Origin of the sequence: Agrobacterium salinitolerans (genome assembly GCF_027498475.1) — a bacterium.
In the GTDB taxonomy this organism is placed as follows: Bacteria; Pseudomonadota; Alphaproteobacteria; order Rhizobiales; family Rhizobiaceae; genus Agrobacterium; species Agrobacterium salinitolerans.
The window spans coordinates 602,951-626,911 of record NZ_JAPZLN010000001.1 but is presented as its reverse complement, the minus strand read 5'-3'; the positions used below and the strand labels follow the sequence as shown (position 1 = coordinate 626,911).

21 protein-coding genes are annotated in these 23,961 nt (G+C 59.4%); 9 read left to right on the top strand and 12 right to left on the bottom strand.

Going from position 1 to position 23,961, the window contains the following annotated elements:
- Positions 1–9 precede the first annotated feature (9 nt).
- The 4 genes from dapB to mepA all read right to left on the bottom strand — a co-directional run bounded on the left by dapB (position 10) and on the right by mepA (position 3,537).
- Positions 10–837 (bottom strand): 4-hydroxy-tetrahydrodipicolinate reductase, encoded by an 828-nt coding sequence (gene dapB, locus O9X91_RS03005; RefSeq protein ID WP_269826180.1) that lies wholly within the window; start codon positions 835–837, stop codon positions 10–12.
- A 121-nt stretch (positions 838–958) separates the two neighbouring features.
- Positions 959–1,981 (bottom strand): glucokinase, encoded by a 1,023-nt coding sequence (locus O9X91_RS03000; RefSeq protein ID WP_269833590.1) that lies wholly within the window; start codon positions 1,979–1,981, stop codon positions 959–961.
- Between the two features lie 22 nt (positions 1,982–2,003).
- Positions 2,004–2,387 (bottom strand): methylglyoxal synthase, encoded by a 384-nt coding sequence (locus tag O9X91_RS02995; RefSeq protein ID WP_020812947.1) that lies wholly within the window; start codon positions 2,385–2,387, stop codon positions 2,004–2,006.
- A 100-nt stretch (positions 2,388–2,487) separates the two neighbouring features.
- Positions 2,488–3,537, bottom strand: coding sequence for a penicillin-insensitive murein endopeptidase (gene mepA, locus O9X91_RS02990; RefSeq protein WP_269834279.1), 1,050 nt, complete (start codon positions 3,535–3,537; stop codon positions 2,488–2,490).
- Between the two features lie 205 nt (positions 3,538–3,742).
- Between mepA and O9X91_RS02985 the strand changes: the two genes are divergently transcribed.
- The 7 genes from O9X91_RS02985 (at position 3,743) to O9X91_RS02955 (ending at position 13,796) form a co-directional block, all read left to right on the top strand.
- A complete protein-coding gene (locus tag O9X91_RS02985) occupies positions 3,743–5,587 on the top strand; it encodes an extracellular solute-binding protein (RefSeq protein ID WP_269833588.1) in 1,845 nt (614 codons plus the stop codon).
- A 139-nt stretch (positions 5,588–5,726) separates the two neighbouring features.
- Positions 5,727–6,821: a microcin C ABC transporter permease YejB gene (locus tag O9X91_RS02980; RefSeq protein ID WP_077984523.1), complete on the top strand. Its 1,095-nt coding sequence runs from the start codon at positions 5,727–5,729 to the stop codon at positions 6,819–6,821.
- Positions 6,821–7,966 carry an ABC transporter permease gene (locus tag O9X91_RS02975; RefSeq protein ID WP_142913765.1) on the top strand — a complete coding sequence of 382 codons (1,146 nt, stop codon included), beginning with the start codon at positions 6,821–6,823 and terminating at the stop codon, positions 7,964–7,966. The genes O9X91_RS02980 and O9X91_RS02975 overlap by 1 nt, the downstream gene beginning before the upstream one ends.
- A 5-nt stretch (positions 7,967–7,971) precedes the next feature.
- Entirely contained in the window at positions 7,972–9,612 is a 1,641-nt protein-coding gene (locus tag O9X91_RS02970) for an ABC transporter ATP-binding protein (RefSeq protein ID WP_142913764.1), read from the top strand.
- Between the two features lie 99 nt (positions 9,613–9,711).
- Positions 9,712–10,959: an NAD(P)/FAD-dependent oxidoreductase gene (locus O9X91_RS02965; protein WP_269833587.1), complete on the top strand. Its 1,248-nt coding sequence runs from the start codon at positions 9,712–9,714 to the stop codon at positions 10,957–10,959.
- Between the two features lie 172 nt (positions 10,960–11,131).
- Positions 11,132–12,493, top strand: a complete 1,362-nt coding sequence (locus tag O9X91_RS02960) for a glutamine synthetase family protein (RefSeq protein WP_165691302.1) — start codon at positions 11,132–11,134, stop codon at positions 12,491–12,493.
- A gap of 1 nt (position 12,494) precedes the next feature.
- Complete coding sequence (locus tag O9X91_RS02955; RefSeq protein ID WP_162520579.1) at positions 12,495–13,796, top strand: NAD(P)/FAD-dependent oxidoreductase; 1,302 nt, start codon at positions 12,495–12,497, stop codon at positions 13,794–13,796.
- Here O9X91_RS02955 and O9X91_RS02950 read toward each other — a convergent pair.
- The 7 genes from O9X91_RS02950 to rirA form a co-directional block, all read right to left on the bottom strand.
- The gene (locus O9X91_RS02950; RefSeq protein WP_170985560.1) at positions 13,793–14,281 is read right to left on the bottom strand and encodes a gluconokinase; all 489 of its coding nucleotides are present in this window, start codon (positions 14,279–14,281) and stop codon (positions 13,793–13,795) included. The two genes, O9X91_RS02955 and O9X91_RS02950, sit on opposite strands and share 4 nt — an antisense overlap.
- Positions 14,282–14,391: 110 nt before the next feature.
- Positions 14,392–15,132 carry an ABC transporter permease gene (locus O9X91_RS02945; protein WP_137409584.1) on the bottom strand — a complete coding sequence of 247 codons (741 nt, stop codon included), beginning with the start codon at positions 15,130–15,132 and terminating at the stop codon, positions 14,392–14,394.
- A complete protein-coding gene (locus O9X91_RS02940) occupies positions 15,129–16,067 on the bottom strand; it encodes an ABC transporter ATP-binding protein (RefSeq protein WP_269826175.1) in 939 nt (312 codons plus the stop codon). Before O9X91_RS02940 ends, O9X91_RS02945 begins: the two co-directional genes overlap by 4 nt.
- Positions 16,064–17,230, bottom strand: coding sequence for an ABC transporter permease (locus O9X91_RS02935; protein ID WP_269826174.1), 1,167 nt, complete (start codon positions 17,228–17,230; stop codon positions 16,064–16,066). The genes O9X91_RS02940 and O9X91_RS02935 overlap by 4 nt, the downstream gene beginning before the upstream one ends.
- Positions 17,231–17,326: 96 nt before the next feature.
- Complete coding sequence (gene osmF / locus O9X91_RS02930) at positions 17,327–18,238, bottom strand: glycine betaine ABC transporter substrate-binding protein OsmF (protein WP_137409585.1); 912 nt, start codon at positions 18,236–18,238, stop codon at positions 17,327–17,329.
- Positions 18,239–18,380: 142 nt separating this feature from the next.
- Positions 18,381–19,427, bottom strand: coding sequence for an AbrB family transcriptional regulator (locus O9X91_RS02925; protein WP_077984515.1), 1,047 nt, complete (start codon positions 19,425–19,427; stop codon positions 18,381–18,383).
- Positions 19,428–19,596: 169 nt separating this feature from the next.
- Positions 19,597–20,067 (bottom strand): iron-responsive transcriptional regulator RirA, encoded by a 471-nt coding sequence (rirA, locus tag O9X91_RS02920; RefSeq protein WP_077984514.1) that lies wholly within the window; start codon positions 20,065–20,067, stop codon positions 19,597–19,599.
- 173 nt (positions 20,068–20,240) lie between these two features.
- Between rirA and O9X91_RS02915 the strand changes: the two genes are divergently transcribed.
- Positions 20,241–21,290 carry a Fe(3+) ABC transporter substrate-binding protein gene (locus tag O9X91_RS02915; RefSeq protein ID WP_244614279.1) on the top strand — a complete coding sequence of 350 codons (1,050 nt, stop codon included), beginning with the start codon at positions 20,241–20,243 and terminating at the stop codon, positions 21,288–21,290.
- Between the two features lie 91 nt (positions 21,291–21,381).
- Here the strand turns inward: O9X91_RS02915 and O9X91_RS02910 are convergent, their stop codons facing one another.
- A complete protein-coding gene (locus O9X91_RS02910) occupies positions 21,382–22,878 on the bottom strand; it encodes a CoA-acylating methylmalonate-semialdehyde dehydrogenase (protein ID WP_077984513.1) in 1,497 nt (498 codons plus the stop codon).
- A 106-nt stretch (positions 22,879–22,984) separates the two neighbouring features.
- Between O9X91_RS02910 and O9X91_RS02905 the strand changes: the two genes are divergently transcribed.
- Positions 22,985–23,866 carry a LysR family transcriptional regulator gene (locus O9X91_RS02905; protein ID WP_077984612.1) on the top strand — a complete coding sequence of 294 codons (882 nt, stop codon included), beginning with the start codon at positions 22,985–22,987 and terminating at the stop codon, positions 23,864–23,866.
- Positions 23,867–23,961: the final 95 nt, after the last annotated feature.

Genomic DNA, 23,961 nt, shown 5'->3' with positions numbered 1-23,961 from the left:
GGTACGGTTTTATTCCGCCTGCGAAAGGCCGAGCACATCCAGCATGGAATAGAAACCGGGCTTCCTGTCGAAGGCCCAGACAGCCGCCGTAATCGCACCGCGCGCGAAAATGGAGCGGTCGCCGGCATAATGGGAAAGCTCGACGCGCTCGCCTTCGCCAGCAAAAATCACCGAATGTTCACCGATCACCGAGCCGCCACGCAACGTGGCAAAACCGATGGTGCCGGTCTCACGCGCGCCCGTGTGTCCGTCGCGCACGCGCACGGAAGAGGCGGTAAGATCGACCTTGCGGCCGGCCGCCGCCGCTTCGCCAAGCAGAAGTGCGGTGCCCGAAGGCGCATCCACCTTGTGCTTGTGGTGCATTTCCAGAATCTCGATATCCCAGTTCTGCGCATCCAGCGCCTGCGCCGCCTGCTGGGTGAGAACGCTGAGCAGGTTGACGCCGAGGCTCATATTCCCCGACTTGACGATGCGCGCATGGCGCGACGCTGCCTTGAACTTTTCCTCGTCTTGCGGCGAGCAGCCGGTCGTGCCGATGACGTGCACGATGCGGGCCTGCGCGGCGAGGCCGGCAAAGGTGACGCTGGTTGCCGGTGAGGTGAAATCGATCACCCCTTCGGCATGCAGAAATGCCTGTAAGGGATCGCTGGTGATTTCGACGCCGATGGGGCCGAGACCGGAGATCTCACCGGCATCGCGGCCAACAAAAGCCGAACCTTCACGCGCCACTGCGGCATGCAGCTGAACGCCGGGTGTCTGGTGAATGAGGCGGATCAGTGCCTGTCCCATGCGGCCCGCCGCGCCGACCACCACCAGTTTCATGCCGCTGCTGCCCATGTTTTCACTCGCTTTTCATGTCAGGCGGATCGGAACCCGCCGGTATCGGTCGATTGATGTTTGCAGCAGCGACGTTAAAGATCGCCCGCCCGCTTCGCAAGCATCACATGGGAAGAGCCGATCAGGCTCTCCAGCGCCGCCCGTCCAGCGCCAGACCGAAATCGGCAGGCGTTCTCGCATAGGTGGCGAGGCCGGAAAGGGCCGCTTGGGGATGGGTGACGACGAATGTCGGAATGGTCCGCATCAGGGCGCTGTGCGGCGCCTTGTCTTGGAAGGCCGCCCGGAATTCCGGACTCTTCAGCGCAGGAATGATCTTCTGCGAAATGCCGCCGGCCAGATAGACGCCGCCCTTGGCCATGAAGATCAGCGCAAGGTCGCCCGCCACGCGGCCGAGGTAGGTGCTGAACAGCGACAGCGTTTCTTTTGCCTGCGCGTTCTGACCCGAAAGCCCCTGCGAGGTAATGTCGGCCGGATCGGAAAAGACAGGCTCGATGCCATCGGCTTTGCAGATGGCGCGATAAAGATTGACCAGCCCGCGTCCGCACAGGATCTGTTCGCCGGCGACGCGGCCCTCGATGGTTTCGATATGCGGGAAAACCGCATAGTCGCGCGCGCTTCTCGGGCCGATATCGATATGCCCGCCTTCGCCAGGCACCGGGAACCACATGTGGCGGGCATAGACCAGCCCGGCAACGCCGAGCCCCGTTCCCGGTCCAAGAACGACCCTCGACGCCAAAACGTCTTCCTTGCCGGAGCCGATGGCGTCGCGGTTATCGTCGTCAAGGGCCGCGATCGCCAGAGCCTGCGCCTCGAAATCATTGATGACGATGACATCCTTCAGGCCGAGATTGGCGAGCATGTCCTTCGGCTTGACGACCCAATGGCAGTTGGTGAGGGGAATCTCGTCACCTTCGATGGGGCCGGCAATCGCGAGAATCGTCGAGACCGGCTGAAGCGAGGTCTTGTCCAGAACCGCCTGCTGGATGGCGTCGTCGATAGCAGGATATTCCGCCGTCTTTACCGTGGTGAGGTGCACCGGTTCGGCAAAGGAATCGATCAGGATGGAAAAGCGGGCATTGGTGCCGCCGATGTCGCCAAGAAGGATTGGAAAGGACAGATATTCGGTATCGGACGTCTTCGGCATTGCCTGTTCCATGTTGGGAGGTTCAGTTGGCGACGTGGAAGTCGATGAGATTTTCTGCGGTAGCGCGGTTGAGCGCCATGGGAATATCGTAAACCGTAGCAAGCCGCGTCAGCGCCTTCACGTCAACATCATGCGGCATGGCCGTCAGCGGGTCGGTGAAGAAGATCAGCATATCCACCTCGCCTGTGGCGATCATCGCGCCGATCTGCTGGTCGCCGCCAAGCGGACCGCTCTTGAGGCGGATGACTTCAAGACCCGGACACGCTTCCTGTACCCTTCCGCCGGTGGTGCCGGTGGCGACGATCCTGAAACCGGCAAGCGCTTTCTGGTGATGACGGGCGAAATCCGCCATATCGTCTTTTTTCTCGTCGTGAGCGATGAGCGCGATACAGCGTTGTTCTTCCATGGTCCCAGCCCGTTCAATCAAGAATTAAATCGATTTGAAGCCTTCTATAACAGCTTGCCGCCATTTGAAAAGGGAAGCTGTTGAATGCCTCATTTCTGTTTCAGTTCAATGTCGGGCGCTGGGTAGGAAGCGGAATATCCGAAGGCGGCTGTAGGGCGGGGGCTGCCTGAATGACCTGTTCCACGCTTTGCTGGCGCGTTGCTGGAGCAGGCGAATAGACCTGAGCCGCAATGCCTTCGGGGTTGGCGGAAGGAGCGGCAGCCACGGCGGCGCAGGCCGAGGGCAGATCGGAAACCAAGACCGGGCGCGGTTTCACCGGCTTGGCGTTGGGGTCCTTTTTCGGCGGCGCCCATGGTTCCTTGCTGAACCACCAGGCAAGCGACTTGTCGCAGCCGTCGCCTTTGCCCACGGCCGCCTGCGGCTTGCAGTTGGGCGCGCCGGGCGGGCATTCGAGACGGATGTGGAAATGCTCGTCATGGCCGTAGATCGGCCTGATCTTGCCCATGAAGGTGCGGTCGCCGGTCCATGTCTGGCAGAGTTTCTGCTTGATGGCCGGGTTGACGAAGACACGCTCCACCTGCGGATAGCTTGCCGCCATCATCACCAACCGGGCATTGAGGGGTGACCACTTGCGGTCATCGACCGTCAGGAACTTGCTCTTGTCCAGCATGGAGATGAAAGGCACCGTTTCGCGCTGCTCCACGCTCAGCCGCGGGGTCGGCATCGGCCGCCACCAGATGTCGACATCGAGGCCGATCTGGTGCGACGCATGGCCGGTCAGCATCGGCCCGCCGCGCGGCTGGGAAATATCGCCCAGCAGCAGGCCCGGCCAGCCGATCTTCTGGGCGTCCTGCGAAAATTGCTCGAGGAACGAAATCATCTGCGGCTGGCCCCAGCGCCGGTTGCGGGAAAGGCGCATGGCCTGCCAGCCGGGACCGTCCGTCGGCATGGCGATGGCGCCGGACTGACAGCCCTTGGCATAGGAGCCGATCGGCTGCGAGCCTGTGGCGGAAGGCAGGGCCATGTGCCCGAACACCTCTTTCGCCGGCCTGTCCTCGGCCGCTGCAGTTTCGATCTGCAACTGCAACGCGGAGACGACCGAAATCGCCAGCAAGGCCGCCTTGAAAACTCTCGATGATCCCGCCGTCATAAAGTCTTGCCCGTCCGATCAGATGATTCTCTTCCCCTCAAGATAAACTGGAACGGGATTTTGTTGAAACCATGTTTCGCCCTGCATCTTGCAAAGCGGAAGGATAAAGACGCCGATAAAGAGCTTGTGAGCCAGTACATCTGTTTTTTGCCAATCTTTGTTTTATGCTCTCTTCAACAAACGCGAAAACAGGGACATTCCCCCAATGATATTGGCACCACTGAAATCCCGTCTCCTCATTGCTCTTGCGGCATCCGCCCTGCTGATACCGGCGGCGGCCTCCGCACAATCGACCGATGTATGGCGGAAGGGGATTTCGACGGTCGGGGAACTGAAACATCCCGATGGCTTCGATCATTTCGACTATGTGAATACCAAGGCGCCGAAAGGCGGCACCCTTCGCCTGTCGACGGCGGGCACCTTCGATACCCTCAATCCGCTGCTCGCCAAGGGCGAGGCGGCGACCGGCCTTTCGCTGGTTTTCGATACATTGATGAAGTCGACCGAAGAGGAGCTGTCGGCCTCCTACGGTCTTCTTGCCGAGGGAGTAAGCTATCCAGACGATATTTCGAAAGCCACCTTCCGGCTGCGTGCAGAGGCCAAATGGGCCGATGGCAAGCCGGTGACGCCGGAGGATGTCGTCTTCAGCTTCGAAAAAGCCAAGGATTTGAGCCCGCAGCTCGCGACCTATTACACCCATGTCACCAAGGCGGAGGTGAGCGGCGAAAGGGACATTACCTTCACTTTCGACGAGAAGAACAATCGCGAATTGCCGCAGATCGTCGGGCAATTGCTGATCGTTCCCAAGCACTGGTGGGAAGCCGTCGGCGCGGATGGCAAGCCGCGCGACATATCGCGCGGCACGCTGGAACCGGTGATGGGTTCCGGCCCCTACAAGATTGCCTCAGTCTCTCCCGGTTCGACAATCGCTTATGAACGCCGCGACGACTACTGGGGCAAGGACGTCAATGTGAATGTGGGGATGAACAATTTCAAAACCATCGCCTACACCTTCTTTGCCGATCAGGATGTGGAATTCCAGGCCTTCAAGTCCGGCACCGTCGATTTCCGTCAGGAAGCTTCCTCCAGCCGATGGGTTACGGGTTATGATTTTCCGGCCGTCAAGGAAGGCCGCGTCAAGAAGGAAGAGCTGCCGAACATCTATCGCTCCGTCGGTATCATGCAGGCCTTCGTGCCGAACATGCGCAGGGAGAAGTTCCAGAACCCGAAACTGCGCAAGGCGCTCAATTATGCTTTCGATTTCGAGGAGTTGAACCGGACGCTGGCTTACGGCCAGTTCCAGCGCATCAACAGCTTCTTCATGGGCAGTGAACTGGCCTCTTCCGGCCTGCCGACCGGTCGCGAGCTGGAAATTCTTCAGGAACTGAAGGATCAGGTTCCGCCGGAGGTTTTCACAACCGAATATCGCAATCCGGTCGCGGGTGATCCGGCCAAGCAGCGCGACAATCTGCGCGAGGCGGTCAAGCTGATGAAGGAAGCCGGCTACGAGCTGCGCGGCAACCGCATGGTCAATGCGAAAACCGGACAGCCGCTCGATATGGAGTTTCTGATCGATTCCTCCGGCATGGAAAGAACCATTCTTCCCTATGTCCAGAATCTGAAGAAAATCGGTATCAATGCGACGATCCGCACGGTCGACGCCTCGCAATATACCAACCGCACCCGCAGCTTCGATTATGACGTCATCGTCAAGCTCTGGGCGACCTCGGCCAACCCCGGAAACGAACAGGCGGATTTCTGGGGCTCGGCGGCCGCCGACCGGCAAGGGTCCAACAATATTGCTGGCATCAAGAACCCGGCCGTCGATGCGTTGGTCAGGAAGGTCATATTCGCGCCCAACCGGGATGAACAGGTGGCCGCCGCACGCGCGCTCGACCGGGTGCTTCTGGCAAACAGTTACGTCATCCCGCAATTTTACCGCGGCGAGATGTTCATCGCTTATTGGAACACGCTCGTCCGTCCGGAAAACCTGCCCCAATATGGCGTCGGTTTTCCCGAGGCATGGTGGTCCAGCCAGGCCGGAAACTGACGCCGGCCTTGCTTTCATGGCGAAGGCTTGATTCACATAGGGCGAGACGAATCGCTCAAAGCGCAGGCAGCGCTTTCAGGAAGGGACAGGTTTTGAAAGAAACGAAAACCGCTGACGTATCGGCCGGGAGCAGAGGCTGATGGGCGCCTATATCCTCAGACGTCTGGCGCTGATGATCCCGACCATCATCGGCATCATGGGCATTTCGTTTCTCGTCATCCAGTTCGCGCCGGGCGGGCCGGTGGAGCAGGTCGTCGCGCAATTGACGGGGCAGGGCGACAGCGCCTCCGACCGGCTATCGGGCGGCGGCGATCTTATGGGCCAGTCCGGCGGTTTCGATGACAGCGGTTCGAAATACCGTGGTGCGCAGGGTCTCGATCCGGAACTGATCGCCAAGCTCGAAAAACAGTTCGGCTTCGACAAGCCGCCGCTCACCCGTTTCCTCGAAATGATGTGGAACTATATCCGCTTCGATTTCGGCGACAGCTTCTTCCGCAATTCCTCGGTGATCGATCTCATCATTGACAAGCTGCCGGTCTCGGCCTCGCTCGGCTTCTGGATTCTGATCATTTCTTACATGATATCCATTCCGCTCGGCATCAAGAAGGCCGTATCCGACGGCTCGACCTTCGACGTCTGGACGTCAGGCGTTGTCATCGTCGGTTATGCCGTGCCAAGCTTCCTCTTCGGCATCCTGCTCATCGTCCTCTTCGCCGGCGGGTCCTTCTTCGACTGGTTCCCACTGCGCGGCCTTGTGTCCGATAATTTTGCTGAACTGAACTGGTGGCAGAAGATCATCGACTATTTCTGGCACCTGACCCTGCCGCTGATCGCGCTGTCGCTCTCGGCATTCGCGACAACGACGTTGCTGACCAAGAACTCCTTCATCGACGAGATCAAGAAGCAATATGTCATCACCGCTCGCGCCAAGGGCCTCACCGAACGCAGGGTTCTTTATGGGCATGTCTTCCGCAATGCGATGCTGATCGTGATCGCCGGTTTTCCGGGCGCCTTCATCTCGGCCTTCTTCACCGGATCGCTGCTGATCGAGAATATCTTCTCGCTCGACGGTCTCGGTCGCCTCGGTTATCTCTCGGTCGTCAATCGCGATTACCCGATCGTCTTCGGCACGCTCTTCATCTTCTCGCTGATGGGCCTCGTCGTCGGCCTCATTTCCGACCTGATCTATACATGGATCGATCCGCGCATCGATTTCGAGCGGAGGGATGTGTGATGACACTTGTCCATACCGCCGAAGCGGAAATGCGGGCAAAGCCGAAGCGCCCGTGGTTTTCGCCCACGACCAAGCGCCGCTGGCAGAATTTCAAGGCAAACCGGCGCGGTTACTGGTCCTTCTGGCTGTTCCTGGTCCTGTTTTTTCTGAGCCTCATTGCGGAATTCATCGCCAATGACAAACCCATTCTCGCTTCCTACAAGGGCGAGTTGCTGGTGCCGGTCATGGTCGATTATCCGGAAGAAAAATTCGGCGGGTTCCTGGCTCAGACCGATTACAAATCCTCCTTCATTCAGGATGAGATCAACGCCAATGGCTGGATGATCTGGCCGCCGATTCGCTATTCCTATCAGACGGTCAATTCCAATATTCCCCATTCGGCGCCGACTGCGCCCTTCTGGCTGATGGATAAAAAGGATCGCTGCTCGGCTTACCCGCAGGGCGATGCCGATCCCGGCTGCACGCTTGGCAATCTCAACTGGCTCGGAACCGACAATCAGGCGCGCGACGTCACCGCGCGAATGATCTACGGGTTCCGCATTTCCGTGCTGTTCGGTCTGACGCTGACCATCGCTTCCGCCATTGTCGGCGTCACCGCCGGCGCTATTCAAGGCTATTTCGGCGGCTGGACGGACCTGCTTTTGCAGCGTTTCATTGAAATCTGGTCGTCCATGCCGGTGCTCTACATCCTGCTGATTATCGCAGCCATTCTGCCGCCGGGCTTCTTCGTGCTGCTCGGCATCATGCTGCTCTTCTCATGGGTCGGCTTCGTCGGCATCGTGCGCGCGGAATTCCTGCGCGCCAGAAACTTCGAATATGTCCGCGCCGCCCGCGCGCTTGGGGTCGGCAACTGGACGATCATGTTCCGCCATCTTCTGCCCAACGCCATGGTAGCGACGCTGACATTCCTGCCATTCATTCTCTCAGGGTCGATCACGACGCTCACCTCGCTCGACTTCCTCGGCTTCGGTATGCCGCCGGGGTCGCCGTCGCTGGGCGAGATGATCGCGCAAGGCAAGAACAACCTTCAGGCCCCCTGGCTCGGCCTTACTGCGTTTTTCACCATGTCCATCATGCTCTCGCTGTTGATCTTCGTGGGTGAAGCGGTGCGCGACGCTTTCGATCCACGCAAGACGTTCCGGTGATCGCCATGACGGAAACAAATATCCAGCCGCTTCTCTCCGTCCGTGATCTCTCCGTTGCCTTCCATCAGGGCGGCGCGACGAGCATCGCCGTCGATCATGTCTCTTTCGATCTGATGCCGGGCGAGGTCGTCGCCCTCGTCGGCGAGTCCGGTTCCGGCAAATCGGTCACGGCAAATTCCATTCTCAAATTGCTGCCCTATCCGGCAGCGAGCCATCCTTCGGGAAAAATCCTGTTCGACGGCAAGGATATGCTGACTTTGCCGGAGCGCGCGCTGCGCGCCGTGCGCGGCAACGACGTCACCATGATTTTTCAGGAGCCGATGACCTCGCTCAACCCGCTCCACACCATCGAGCGGCAGATCGGCGAGATACTGGAACTGCATCAGGCGATCACCGGGGCGGAGGCGCGGGCGCGCACGCTGGAACTGTTATTACAGGTCGGCATCCGCGAACCGGAAAAGCGCCTGAAGGCTTATCCGCATGAATTGTCCGGTGGTCAGCGACAGCGCGTGATGATTGCCATGGCGCTCGCCAACCGGCCGAAACTGCTGATCGCCGACGAGCCGACCACTGCGCTCGATGTGACGGTGCAGGCGCAGATATTGGAACTGCTTGGTGATCTGAAAACGCAGCACGGCATGTCCATGCTGTTCATCACCCACGATCTCGGCATCGTCCGCAAATTTGCCGATCGCGTCTGCGTCATGACCAAGGGCAAGATCGTCGAGACCGGTACGGTGGAGCAGGTGTTTACCGATCCGCAACACGCCTATACGCGCCATCTTCTGGCGGCAGAGCCAAAGGGCGAGCCTCCCCATTCTGACGCAACCAAACCGGTGGTCATGCAGGGTGACGGTATCAAGGTCTGGTTCCCCATCAAGGCGGGGCTGATGCGCCGGGTGGTGGATCATGTGAAGGCGGTGGACGGCATAGATATCACCCTTCGCGCCGGCCAGACTGTGGGCGTTGTGGGCGAATCCGGCTCCGGCAAGACGACGCTCGGGCTGGCGCTCTCGCGGTTGATCGCATCTGAGGGTCGTATCAGCTTCATCGGCCAGTCGATCGACCACTATTCCTATGAAATGATGAAACCGCTCAGAAACCGGTTGCAGGTGGTGTTTCAGGATCCTTATGGGTCTCTCAGCCCGCGCATGTCTGTCGGCGAGATCGTCGCCGAGGGCTTGAAGGTGCATGAACGGTCTCTGTCTGCCGATGAGCGCGATAAGCGTGTCGCCACAGCGCTGGAAGAGGTCGGTCTCGATCCGGCCACCCGCTGGCGGTATCCGCATGAATTTTCCGGCGGCCAGCGCCAGCGTATCGCCATTGCCCGCGCCATGGTGCTGAAACCGCGTTTCGTCATGCTGGACGAGCCGACCTCCGCGCTCGACATGAGCGTGCAGGCGCAGGTGGTCGATCTGCTGCGCGATCTGCAGGCGAAGCACGAACTCGCCTACCTTTTCATCAGCCACGACCTGAAGGTGGTGAAGGCGCTCGCCAACGACCTGATCGTCATGCGCCACGGCAAGGTGGTGGAGAGCGGCCCGGCGGCGGAGATTTTCGCCAATCCGCAGCAGGACTACACCAAAGCGCTGCTGGCTGCCGCCTTCAACATTGAGGCGGTGAAAACGAAAGCGGTCAGCCAGTAAGACGCGTCACCTTTCCATTAAGACGATGATTTTTCTGTTGCTTCGCGGAAAATGCCGACCCATGTTGAGGGGCAGTGACGCGGAAACGGATTGATTGCCATGGCAGCGGATGTGATCGTTTTGGGTGCGGGGATCATCGGGGTCTCCATCGCCCTGCAACTGGCCCGCAGGGGTAAGTCGGTGGTGCTGGTCGACCGGCGCGGGCCGGGTGAGGAGACCTCCTTCGGCAATGCCGGGCTGATCCAGAGAGAAGGCGTCGTACCTTATGCCTTCCCGCAGGATCTCGCCCTTCTGCTGCGCTATTCCCTGAACAACAGCATCGATGCTCGCTATCACCTCTCCGCCCTGCCGAAGATCGTGCCGTTTCTCGGCCGCTACTGGTATAATTCCGCAGCCTCGCGCCACGCGGCAATTGCCCGCGCCTATGCGCCGCTGATCGAGCATTCGGTTTCGGAACACAACATCCTGATCGAGGAAGCGAAAGCCGGTGATCTGATCGTCAAGAACGGCTGGATGGAGGCCTACAGGACCGCCGTAAGGCGGGATGCAGATTTTGCTTTCGCCGAGCGTCTGGCGCGCGACCACGGTATTTCCCATACGAAACTCGACGCCGAGGAGCTTGCCGCAGCCGAACCGCATCTCAGCCATGATTTCGTCGGCGGCCTGAAATGGAACGATCCCTGGTCGGTGCGTGATCCGCATGCGCTGACGCTCGCTTATGTTCGGCTGTTCGAGAGCCTTGGCGGAAGTTTCGTCCGTGGTGATGCCTCCACCCTCAGCCAGACGGTGAGCGGTTGGACGGTGCGCACCGAAACCGGCGCGGTCGAGGCCGAACATGCCGTGGTGGCGCTAGGCCCCTGGGCGGATACCGTTACGGAACGGCTGGGTTACCGCTTTCCACTCGGTGTGAAACGCGGTTACCACATGCATTATGCGCCACAGGAGGGCGCGAAGCTCAATAACTGGCTGATCGACGCCGAGCGCGGTTATTTCCTCGCGCCGATGCGCAAGGGTATCCGCCTGACGACGGGCGCGGAATTCGCCGAACGCGATGCGCAGAAATCTCCCGTGCAGATCGAGCGGGCGGAGCGGGTGGCACGTACCGTCTTTCCTCTCGGCGGCCGGCTGGATGCGGAACCGTGGATGGGAGCGCGGCCCTGTACGCCGGATATGATGCCGATCATCGGCAAGGCGCCGCGCCATAAAACATTGTGGTTTGCTTTCGGGCACGCCCACCATGGCCTCACACTTGGGCCGATCACCGGCCGTGTGCTGGCGGAAACCATGCTTGGCGAAACGTCGGTTATCGCCATCGACGCCTATCGCCCGGAAAGGTTCAATCCCTGATAGCTAAATCCGCTGGCCTTCCGGGGACAGGCCACGTAACATGGTCGCGTGCAAAGGGAAAAGGGGCGAAACGTCATCATGGTGGCGAGGTTTCTCATCTATCAGCAGCAGGACGACTTTCGTTAGCGCAACTCGCTGCGCATGAAACGAGATGGAAACGGCTTGCTGGTGCATGATGGATGATATTGAAAACGCAAAGAAATTTTTCGCCGATAATCCCGATATCGAAATTCTCGAAGCTTTCGTCATAGATGCGAACGGCGTGCCGCGCGGCAAGTGGATTCCGCGCGAACGGGCAATTGACGTTCTTGAGAAAGGAATGGCCATTCCCCGGTCGGTCTATGCGCTGGATATCTGGGGTCGAGATGTGCATGCTGCAGGTCTTGCGGAAGGCACGGGCGATCCAGACGGTTTTTGTTTCCCCGTTCCAGGCACGCTGTCGCGGGTAACATGGCTTGGCCGACCAACGGCACAGGTTCTGCTGGCAATGAAAAATCCGGATGGGACCGGCTTTTATGGCGATCCGCGCCATGTTCTGGCGCAGGTTCTAAGCGCCTATAAAAAGGCGGGCCTCACGCCGGTCGTGGCGACCGAACTTGAATTTTACCTGATCGATCCTGTCCGCTCCGCGCTCGATCCTGTCCGCCCGCCGCGCAGCCGCGAGGGCCGATGGCACACGGGCCAGACACAGGTTCTGTCGATTTCCGAATTACAGGATTTCGAGGATGTTTTCCATGATATTGCCACGGCCTGCCGCGCACAGGGCGTCCTTGCCGATACGACGCTGCGGGAAAACGGCCCCGGGCAATATGAGATCAACCTCAACCATGTGCCTGATGCATTGCAGGCGGCCGATTTCGCCGTCTTCCTGAAACGCATCGTCAAGGGCGTGGCGCGGCGGCATGACCTCGACGCCACCTTCATGGCCAAGCCTTACGGGTTGCAGGCCGGCAACGGCATGCACGTGCATTTTTCCGTTCTCGACAGGGACGGCAGGAACATATACGCCGGGGAGAACGGCCCGTCGGATGCTTTGATGCATTCGGTCGGCGGCCTCTTGGAAAACATGGGTGAAAGCATGGCGATCTTCGCCCCCCATGCCAATTCCTACCGCCGCCTGACCCCCAGCGAACATGCGCCGACCTACGCCTCCTGGGGCATCGACAACCGCTCGGCGGCGGTGCGTGTCATCGTTGCCAGCAAGACGGCGACGCGTATCGAACATCGGGTCGCGGGCGCTGATACCAACCCCTATCTCGTTGTCGCGATGATCCTGAGCGCCGCATTGGCAGGCATGAAGGAGAAGCGCCAGCCGGGCGGCGCGATTGCCGGCGACAGCCACGCGATCAATCACGAGCCGCTGCCCACCAACTGGGACTACGCGTTGCAGCGCTTCACGCGCTCGAGCTTTGCCTATGCGACGCTCGGCCAGAAGTACCGCACGCTGTTTTCCGCCTGCAAACAGCAGGAGCTTTCCGAATTTTCCCTGCGTGTAACCGACGTCGAATATGACGCCTATATCAGGACGGTGTGAAATGGCTGAGGTAACGAATATTCCCAATCCCGGCCACACATCGTCATGGTATGCGGCCTCCGCCAATGTCAAAACCGTGCGGCCGACACTCGAAGGCGCGCTGGACGCCGATGTCTGCATCATCGGTGGCGGCTTCACCGGCATTTCCGCCGCGCTGGAACTCAGTGAACGCGGCTATTCCGTCATCGTCCTGGAAGGTGTCCGCGTCGGCTTCGGCGCTTCGGGGCGCAATGGCGGTCAGATCGTCAACGGCTATAGTCGCGATCTCGAAACCATTGCCGGTCGCTATGGGCATGACAAGGCGGTGAAACTCGGCGAAATGTCGCTTGAAGGCGGCGCGATCATCCGCAACCGCATCGCCAACTACGCCATCGATTGCGATCTCGTCGATGGCGGTTTCTTCGCCGCCTTCACACCGAAACAAATCCGCGAGATGGAAGCTCACAAAGCCCATTGGGAAAAACACGGTCATGGCGGTCTCGAAATGGTCTCCAGGGCGGATGTCGGCCACTATGTGAAGACCGACCGTTATGCTGGCGGCATGATCGACCGCTTCGGTGGCCATATCCACCCGCTCAATCTGGTGCAGGGCGAGGCGGCGGCTGCCGAAAGCCTTGGAGCCCGCATATTCGAAAATTCGCGTGTCATCGCGGTAGAGCAGGGCGTCAATCCCATCGTGCGCACGGCAACGGGCAGCGTGAAGGCGAAATATGTTCTCGTCTGCGGCAACGCCTATCTCGGCACCTTGCTGCCGGAAATCGGCGAGCGGATGATGCCCGTCTCAAGCCAGGTCATGGCAACGGAGCCGCTTGATGCCGATCTGATCGAGGAGCTTCTGCCCGCCAATTATTGCGTCGAGGACGCCAATTACATTCTCGATTATTACCGCCGCACCTCCGACAATCGCCTGCTCTATGGCGGCGGCATCGGCTATGGCGGCAGCGATCCTGCCGATCTGACGGGTGTGATCCGGCCGAATATGCTGAAGACCTTTCCGCAACTGGAAAAGACGAAGATCGACTTTGCCTGGAGCGGCAATTTTGCGCTGACGCTCACGCGCATCCCGCATATGGGCAGGCTGTCCGACAATATCTATTTTTCGCATGGCGATAGCGGCCACGGTGTTACGACAACCCATCTGCTCGGCAAGATATTGGGCGAGGCCGTTGCCGGCCACGCCGAACGTTTCGATGTCTGGAGCTCGCTGCCGAACTATCCGTTCCCCGGGGGTAAGACATTCCGGGTGCCGCTGACCGTGCTTGGCGCATGGTGGTACGGCCTGCGCGACAGGCTCGGATTTTAGAACGTTACCGTCTTCAAACCGGAAAGTGCGTCATTCGCAATATCCTCCGGTGTGGCATCGATGCTGACGGTCACGACGCCCGGTTCGCCGGTCGGCACTTCCAGCGTGGCAAGCTGGGTCTGCAGCAGCGAAAGCGGCATGAAATGGCCCTTGCGCTCACCCATGCGCTGGCTGAGAAGCTCCAGGCTGCCATCCAGATAAACGAAAGCCAGCGGGCCGCCGGTGGCCTTGCGAAGGCGGTCGCGATAGATTTTCTTAAGCGCCGAGCAGGAAACGACGACACCGTCGCTTTCGCTGCCCTTGCGCAGTTCCGCGCCGATCAGATCGAGCCAGGGCCAACGGTCTTCGTCCGTCAGCGGAATACCTTCGGACATTTTTTCGACATTGGATTTCGGGTGCAGCTTGTCGCCCTCTATGAAGGCAATGCCCAGTTTCTCCGCCACTGCTTCCGCGACTGTGGACTTGCCGGAGCCGCTCACTCCCATCACGACAATTGCCTGTGTCACCCGCACCTCGAATGTTTCTGTTTCGACCGTCAGCCCCTATCATGTGCGGCAGGCATCGGGAATATAAAAATGCGGGGGCTTGCACTGTGTCAGTGCCCGGTTTTGCGCGCCGCAGTCTTTTCCATGGCGGAAAAGGCCGCGTGAATCAGGATCGCCAGCGCCGCAACGATCAGCCCGCCCTGAAGAATGAAGGCCAGATTGTTGGATTGCAGGCCAGCAATGATCACTTCGCCGAGGGTGCGCGCCGCGACTGTCGAGCCGATGGTCGCGGTCGAAAGGCTGATGACCGCCGAAAGCCGGATGCCGGCGAGAATGGCTGGAAGGGCAAGCGGCAACTCCACTTTGACAAGGCGTTGCCAGCCGGTCATGCCGCTTCCTCTCGCGGCGTCCATCACCGTGGCGGGCAGGGTCGTAAGACCCGTCAGCGAATTTTCGAATACCGGCAAAAGCGCGTAGAGAAACAGGGCAATGAGCGTCGGTTTTTCGCCAAAACCGATCATCGGCACGGCCAGCGCCAGCACCGCCACGGGCGGAAAGGTCTGGCCGATATTAACGATGCTGCGCGACAGCGGCAGGAAATCCGCCCCGAAAGGCCGGGTGACGAGAACCGCAAGGGCCCCCGCCGTGAGCGTGGCCAAGCCCGTGGCAATCGCCACGATAGTTAGATGCGACAGGGTGAGGGAAAGCAGATTGGCCTGCGTGTAGATTGCGGGTGCATTGGCCTGCACGAGAGGGCGGAACACCGGTGCGAAGACCTGCGGCGCTGCCAGAAAGATGATCAGCGCCAGTAGCAGTAGCCCGAGAGCAAAGAAGGATAATGCGTTTTTCATAAGGCTCCGGCGGCGCGCTGGAGGAGAACGTCACGCCGCACCCGGCCGGCGGGTTGCCCATCGTCCCCGACGACCGGCAAGGCATCGCAACCCGCCCATAACATCGCCGACAGGGCGTCGCGCTGGCTTGTATGTTCGGTGAGCGGTTCGCCCTTAGCATTTCCCGGCTCCACGACATCGGCAACGGAGAGAACGGATAGCAGTTTCAGCGCCCGTTCGTTTTCACCGATCATGGTGCGCACGAAATCCGTCGCCGGTTTCAGCACCAATTCGGCCGGCGGGCAGTCTTGGACGATACGGCCTTTGTCCATCACGGCGATACGATCCGCCAGATGAAAAGCCTCGTCCATATCGTGTGTGACGAGAACGACGGTCACGCCGAGCTTTTTCTGGATGTCGAGAAGATCGTTCTGGGCCTTGGCGCGGATCACCGGGTCCAGCGCGCCGAAGGGTTCGTCCATCAGGAGAATGTTCGGTTCGGCGGCCAGCGCACGCGCGACGCCGACACGCTGCTGCTGACCGCCTGAGAGTTCATGCGGGAAACGGTTGGCATAAAGCGCGGGATCGAGCTGGAAGAGCTGCATCAGCGCGTCGATCTTCGCATCGATCCGCTTGCGATCCCAGCCGATCAACTGCGGAACAGTCGCAATATTTTCGGCCACCGTCCGGTGCGGAAAAAGGCCATGGCCCTGAATGGCGTAGCCGATCTGGCGGCGCAGCTTGAAGCCGGGTATGGCGCTGACATCCTCACCGTCGATACGGATCGTGCCGGAGGTGGGCTCCACCAGCCGGTTTATCATGCGCAGCAGGGTGGTTTTTCCCGAGCCGGAGGTGCCGACGATGACGGTGACGGTGCGCGGCGCGACAGTCAACGATACCTGATCAACGACGGCTGCATCGCTATATCGTTTCGTGATGGTGTCGATTTCGATCATGCCTTTTGCCTTCCGCCTGCGCTGAAGAGATTGCTGTCGATGAGGGCGTCGAGTGTTATTGCTGCGGCAAAGCCAAGAAGGACGGTCGGTACGGTGCCGAGCAGCACGAGGTCCATCGCTGTCTGCCCGATGCCCTGAAATACGAAAACGCCAAAACCGCCGCCGCCGATCAGGGCGGCTATCGTCGCCAGGCCGATATTCTGCACCAGTACGATGCGGATGCCGGTGAGGATGACCGGCATGGCCAGCGGAAATTCCACCCGCAGCAGCCGTTGCACCGACGTCATGCCAAGCCCGCGCGCCGCTTCCCGGACCGCCTGCGAAACGCCGGAAAGACCGACCACAGTGTTGGAAACGACCGGCAGCAGCGAATAGAGAAACAACGCCACGAAAGCGGGCGCCATGCCGATGCCGGCGATGCCGATTTTCGCGGCGCCCGGCACAGTGGCTGCGATCCACCCCAGCGGGGCGATCAAAAGGCCGAAAAGGGCGATGGAAGGGATGGTCTGGACGATATTGAGGCCATTCAGTACACCCGCGCGCAACCACTCGACCCTGTAACAGAGTATCCCCAGGGGAATACCCACTACGGTCGCCGCGATCAGCGAGCCTATGGCAAGTTCCACGTGCCGCAAAGCCTCGGTCCAGAACGTATCGGCCCGGCCGGTATATTCCTTTATGATGGAGAGGTCGTTCCAGAGGCCGCTTGTCAGCACGGCCGCGAGTGCGGCGATGGCCGCCAGCAGCAACAAAATCCGGGCAGCGGGCTTCGGCTCAAGACGCGCAATACAATCCGTAGCGAGCAGAGCCAGACCGGCAAACATCAACCAGAAGCCGCTTGCGGGCGAAACGCGGGCAAAACTGTTACCCTCTGGCGTGAGAAAAGATGCCGCCTGCCCGATGAAAACCGCCAGTGCCGCAAGACCGACCAGCGCGGCTGCGAGTTTCAATCGCGTGGGAAAGCGGAAAAAGGCGATGAAGACTGTAACAAGAACGATGGTGACGAGAAGAGTTGCAGCTGAACCCGGAAGCGCTTCGAAGACCGTGCGTGTCTCGCCCTGAACGATCCGGTTGGCACGCAATGTCATGAAAGGCGACGCAAAAAGAGCATAAAGAAGCAGGGACGAAATCACCACGCCCACTTTGTCAGGCCACTTCGTCAAATCCTGCTCCCCTGCCTTTTGTCTCGCCTACTCTGGATTCGGACCGGATCATGGGAACGTACCGGCTCCCGCAACCCGCTCCGGCGTCGCGAGCGGTTACTTGACGAAGCCGTTCTTTGTCAGGAAGTCGATGGCTACGGTCTTGGCCTGTTCACCCCCCACCTGCACGCGCGCATTCAGGTCCTGCAGGGTTGCCAGATCGAGTTTTTCGAACACGGGTTTCAGCAACTCTTCGATATTCGGGTGCTTTTTCAAAGCCTCTTCGCGAATGATCGGCGCTGGCTGATAGACCGGCTGCACATGTTTGTCATCCTCCAGCACCACGAGACCTGAAGGCGCGATGCCGCCATCCGTGCCATAGACCATGGCAGCATTGGCGTTGTTCGTCTGGTTGGCGGCGGCGGCGATCGTGGCCGCAGTGTCGCCGCCGGAAAGCGTGATCAACTGGTCAGGCTTCATGGTGAAGCCATAGGTGGTCTGAAATGCAGGCAGCGCAGCGGCGGAATTGACGAATTCGGAAGAAGCGGCAAGGACCACCTCGCCACCATCGGCAACATATTTGCCGAAGTCGGAAAGCGTCTTGAGATTGTTCTTGTCGGCGACATCCTTGCGCAGCGCAATAGCCCAGGTGTTGTTGGCCGGAGATGGTGTCAGCCAGACGATCTTGTTGGCGTCGAAGTCGAGTGTTTTTGCTTCTTCATAGGCCTTGGCTGCATCTTTCCAGAGCGGATCGTCCGCCTTGGAGAAAAAGAAGGCGGCGTTGCCGGTATATTCCGGATAAATGTCGATCTCGCCGGCTGTGATCGCTTTTCGCACAACCGGCGTCGCGCCGAGCTGGATGCGATCCGTCGTTTCGATCTTGTTCTGATTGAGGACGGCGAGGATGATGTTTCCGAGAACACCGCCTTCCGTGTCGATCTTGGACGACACGACCACCTGCGCCTGCGCGATGGAAACAGAAAGGGCAAGCGCAAGTCCGGCGCCCGTCAACGTCATCAAGCGGTTCATGAATGTTCCTCCGGTGGGTCAGCCTGCGAACAGGCGAAAAGATCGCCGCCGCAATTGCGGCCCAACATAAACAGCCGGAAGGAAAAATGGTTGCATGCCATCTGCTTTTTTTGCGTCAATGGCTGCGGCTGGACGCCGATAGTCAGGTTTCGCCGTCACGTTTGCGCGCATCCCTGCCCATGACGAGCGGCATGAGAACGGACAGAAACAAGAGCCGGATGACGTGATGGGAACCGACATAGGCGGTATCGGCATGCATCATCACCGCCATCGCCGCCATGGTTTCCAGACCGCCCGGCGAATAGGCGATCATGACGGCATTGAGAGGAACGCCGGTCACACCGGAAATCATCCAGGCAATGCTGCCAGCGATAACCATCACGGCGATGGTGACGACGAAGCCCGCCAGAAAGCCTTTCCGCACGTCCATCAGTGAGACATTCGAAAAGCGCGTGCCGATCAGGCAGCCGATAAGCACATAGACGGGCAGGCTGAGCCAGGTGGGAACACCGCCTTCGGTAAGGCCGGTAATATGGGTGCCTATGGAAATGGCGACACCGCCAAGCAGCAGGGCGGCCGGAAACTTCCAGCGCAGGAAGAGCCAGCCGGTCAGAAGCGATGCACCGATGGTCAGCGCCAGCGTAAAAAGGCCCATTGGCGGGTTGGCCACGAGCGGTTCCCTGCTGACAAGATCGAAATATTCGACGATCAGCGGCACGGAAAGCGTCAGCGCCAGCACCCGCACGCTTTGCACGATGCTGACGGTCGCAAGGTCGCTTTTCGTTTCGGCGCCGAGGCTGATGATATAGCTGAGATGACCGGGAGAGGCGCCTAGCATCGCTGTCGTCCGGTCGTAACCGAAGCCGTAATGCAGAATCCAGTAGGCGACATAGAGCATGATGACGACGGCGGCGAGCACGACGACGAAACTCAGGGGCCAGGTCTTTGCGGCGTCGATCACGGACGGCGTCACGCTCGTTCCCATCGAAATGCCGACGACGACGAAACAGGCGTTGCGGATAAAGGCGGGAATACCAAGCCTTACACCGGCCAGTCCCGTAATCGTCACGGCAAGCGCCGGGCCGGAAAGAAAAGGCGCCGGGATATCGATGAGACTGGCGAGCAGCGCACCAATGCTGCCGACGAGCGCGGTGAGCGCGAATGTATGGAGTTCAGGCTTGATGATCATTGCGACGCTGAGTGTTTGCTTGAAAAAGCTCGCGACCAAATGCGCCGCTTCCGTTCATGACGTCAACACGCAGGACCAGAAATATTACATTTCTTGCTTATTTACATAAGAAAAGCCCGTGGCCTATAGGGCACGGGCTATGGCGATTCCCGATGGGACAATGGGATGATTAGGCAGCCGGAAGGGGAGCGACCTTCGGCATTTCCGTGTCCAGGCCCAGGAGGAAGTTGATCTGGGGCCGCGCCTTGACGAGATCATCGATTGAGTATTCCGCCAGAACGTCAAAAAAGGCATTAAGTGCCTTGCGAAGCGCCGAGTTGAGGCCGCAGCTATCTACAAGCGGACATTCCACCGCACCATCCTCAAAGCACTCGGCCATGGCGAAGCTGTCTTCAGTAACCTTCACCACGTCGAACAGGCTGATCTTGTCGGCGGGTTTGCCAAGACGCACGCCGCCGTTGCGGCCGCGCACGGTCTCCACCAGACCTGCCTTGTTGAGCGGCTGCAGGATTTTGAACAGGAACAGCTCCGAAACGCCATAGGCCCTGGCAATCTCGGGAATGCGGCTCAGATGGCCGTCATTTGCGGCGCAATACATCAACATGCGAACGGCATAGTTGGTCTGTTTGGTCAAGCGCATGCTGGTCTCCTAACTCTCAATGTGGAGTTATATAGTCTCTTTTTCAGTTTAGAACAATTCCAGAAACTGAAAAAACTGGTACCCATCCGATATTTCTCGAACAGCGTTGTTGACCGTCCGGATGATTCATGAACAAACAAGTCAAGAATCCGAATGTAATGGAGGCGTTCATAATGGCAAGCTTGAAATCATACTTTTCCGCTGCCGTTTTTTCAGGGTTGACGATCCTTGTCGCCGCGCCCGGCGCTTTGGCGGAGGGGGAGGTTAACGTCTATTCCTATCGCCAGCCTGAATTGATCCAGCCGCTGCTCGATGCTTTCACGAAGGAAACCGGGATAGAGGCGAATGTGCTTTTTCTCGACAAGGGGCTGGTGGAACGCATTCAGGCCGAGGGCGTCAATTCACCTGCGGATGTGTTGCTGACGGTCGATATCGCCCGTCTCGTCGAGGCGAAGGAGGGCAAGGTTACCCAGCCGGTCCTCAACGATCCCGTCATCGAAAAGGATATCCCCGCCAATCTGCGCGATCCCGAGGGCGAATGGTTTGGGCTCACCACGCGCGGCCGGGTGGTCTATGCGTCGAAGGAAAGGGTGACCCAGAAGGAGATTACCTATGAGGAGCTTGCCGATCCGAAATGGAAGGGCAAGATCTGCATTCGCGACGGCCAGCATTCCTATAATATCGCGCTGATCGCCTCGATGATCGCCCATCACGGCGTCGATTATACCCGCACATGGCTGACCGGCCTGAAGAACAATCTTGCTCGCAAGCCTGATGGAACCGACCGCAGCCAGGCGAAATCGATCTTTTCCGGTGAATGCGATATCGCGCTCGGCAACACCTATTATGTCGGCCTGATGCTGACCAATGATCGCGAGCCGGAAGAAAAGGAATGGGCCGGATCGGTGCGGGTGATTTTCCCAAATGCGGGCGATCGCGGCACGCATGTGAATATCTCCGGCATGGCTCTGACGAAATACGCCCCCAACAAAGACAATGCGCTGAAGCTGATGGAATTCCTGGCCTCGCGGGAGGCGCAGGAAATCTACGCCAGGCAGGTCTTTGAATATCCGGTGCTGCCCGGTGCGGAGCCATCCGATGTTGTGAAGGGCTTCGGCCCCATCAATCCGGACAAGCTGCCGCTGACGGACATAGCCGCCCATCGCAAGCAGGCGTCCGAACTGGTTGATGAAGTGGGTTTCAACGACGGCCCGACCAACTAATCCCGGCGCAACCCTTACCGTTCTGCCGAAATCTAATAAAAAGCCCCGCTGTTTTTGCAGCGGGGCTTTGTTTGTCTACCTGCTTCTCGGGTTACTTCATTGTCGGCATGACGAATTCTGCGCCCGACTTGATACCCGACGGCCAGCGTGAGGTGATCGTCTTGGTTTTCGTCCAGAACTTGATCGAATCCGTGCCGTGCTGGTTGAGGTCGCCGAAGCTCGAAGCCTTCCAGCCGCCGAAGGAATGATAGGCGAGCGGAACGGGGATCGGAACGTTGATGCCGATCATGCCGATATTGATGCGGCTTGCGAAGTCGCGGGCGGCATCGCCGTCACGGGTGTAGATCGCGACGCCGTTGCCATATTCGTGCTTCATCGGCAATTCCAGCGCGTCTTCGTAGTTCTTGGCGCGCACGACGGAGAGAACCGGTCCGAAGATTTCCGTCTTGTAGATGTCCATGTCAGGAGTGACATGGTCGAACAGGCAGCCACCGACGAAATAGCCGTCTTCATAACCCTGCAGCTTGAAGTCGCGGCCATCGACCAGTAGCTTTGCGCCCTGTTCGACACCGCTGTCGATCAGACCCTTGACGCGCGTCTGGGCTTCCTTGGTGACGAGCGGACCCATATCGGCCTTGTCATCGGTATAGGGACCGATCTTCAGCGCCTCGATCTGCGGGATGAGCTTTTCAACGAGGCGATTTGCCGTTTCTTCGCCAACCGGAACCGCAACGGAAACCGCCATGCAACGCTCGCCGGCGGAACCGTAACCTGCGCCCATCAAGGCGTTTACCGCCTGGTCGAGATCGGCATCCGGCATGATGATCATGTGGTTCTTCGCACCGCCGAAGCACTGCGCGCGCTTGCCGTTCATGGCGGCAGTGCCGTAAACATAGCGGGCGATCGGCGTCGAACCGACGAAGGAGACCGCGCCGATATCGGGATCGGTCAGGATGGCGTCGACCGCGCCCTTGTCGCCGTTGACGACGTTCAGGATGCCAGCCGGAAGACCGGCTTCGATCATCAGTTCGGCAAGGCGGATTGGCAGGGACGGGTCGCGCTCGGAAGGCTTGAGGATGAAGGCGTTGCCGCAGGCGATCGCCGGGGCGAACATCCACATCGGGATCATGCCGGGGAAGTTGAACGGGGTGATGCCCGCACCGATGCCGACCGGCTGGCGGATCGAATACATGTCAATCGCAGGGCCAGCACCTTCGGTGAATTCACCCTTCTGCAGATGCGGAATGCCGCAGACGAATTCGCACACTTCGAGGCCGCGGACGATATCGCCCTTGGAATCCTCGACGGTCTTGCCGTGCTCGCTGGAAAGCAGCACCGCCAGCTCATTCATGTCGCGGTTCAGAAGCTCGACGAATTTAAAGAAAACGCGGGCGCGGCGCTGCGGATTGGTGGCGGCCCATTTTGGCTGTGCCGCCTTGGCGCTTTCGACGGCGGCGCGAAGCTCGGCATCGCTCGCAAGCGCGACAGTCGCCTGGACTTCGCCGGTGGCCGGGTTGTAGACATTCGATGTGCGACCGCTGGTGCCGGGCACATGCTTGCCATTAATGAAATGACCGATTTCCTTCATGGGTTTTCCTCCAGAATGTGATGGCGCAGCATTACCTTTCGATTTGCACAAATCAATCGCCTGAAATAAGCATCCATTGTGCAAAAATAGACATAAGGAGGGTGCCATGAACTGGGATGATGTGCGTTTGTTTCTAAGCGTGGCGCGAAGCGGCCAGTTTCTTTCGGCGGCGAGAAAGCTCGGTGTGAACCACGCCACCCTCAGCCGCCGTATTTCCGCGTTGGAAGCGGCCATCGGCACACAGCTCTTCCTGAGAAGCACCAATGGCTGCGAGTTGACGGAAGAGGGCCAGCGCCTTCTTGCCGGGGCCGAGCGCATGGAAACCGAAATGCTGAATGCCCAGGCAAATCTCGGCCGCGTCGATACGGCGGTGGCGGGAACGGTGCGCATCGGCGCGCCGGATGGTCTCGGCGTTTCCTTCCTCGCGCCGCGGCTCGGCCGGCTGACGGCGCGTTATCCCGATCTTAAAATCCAGCTCGTGCCGGTGCCGCGCTCTTTCTCCCTGTCGCAGCGCGAGGCCGATATAGCCATCACCATCGAAAGGCCGGAGCAGGGCAGGCTGATGTTTTCGAAGCTCACCGATTATTCGCTGGGCCTCTATGCCTCGGCGGATTATCTGGCCGATTACGGAACGCCTGATGATGTCGAGGCACTGAAGCGCCACCGGCGGATCGGTTATGTAGAGGACCTGATCTTTTCGCCTTCACTGAACTTTACCGGTGAGATCATGCGCGACTGGGACGCCGCCTTTGAAATATCGAGCGCCACCGGTCAGACCGAGGCAGTGCGCTCCGGTGCGGGTATCGGTATCCTGCATAATTACATCGCGGGGCAATATCCCGAGCTTTTGCGCATCATGCCGCAACTCACCATCAGCCGGTCCTATTGGACAGCCTATCACGAATCCGCCCGTCAACTTGTCCGCGTCCGCACAGTGGTCGATTTTCTCCAGGAACTCGTGGCCGAAGAACGGCGGATATTCACCTGACATCCCACATGTCGATATTATTAGTACTATTAATTGTTCGGGCCTGGCTGTTCGGGGCTTGACAAAGGATAGCTGGCTGGACGACCAATGCAGCC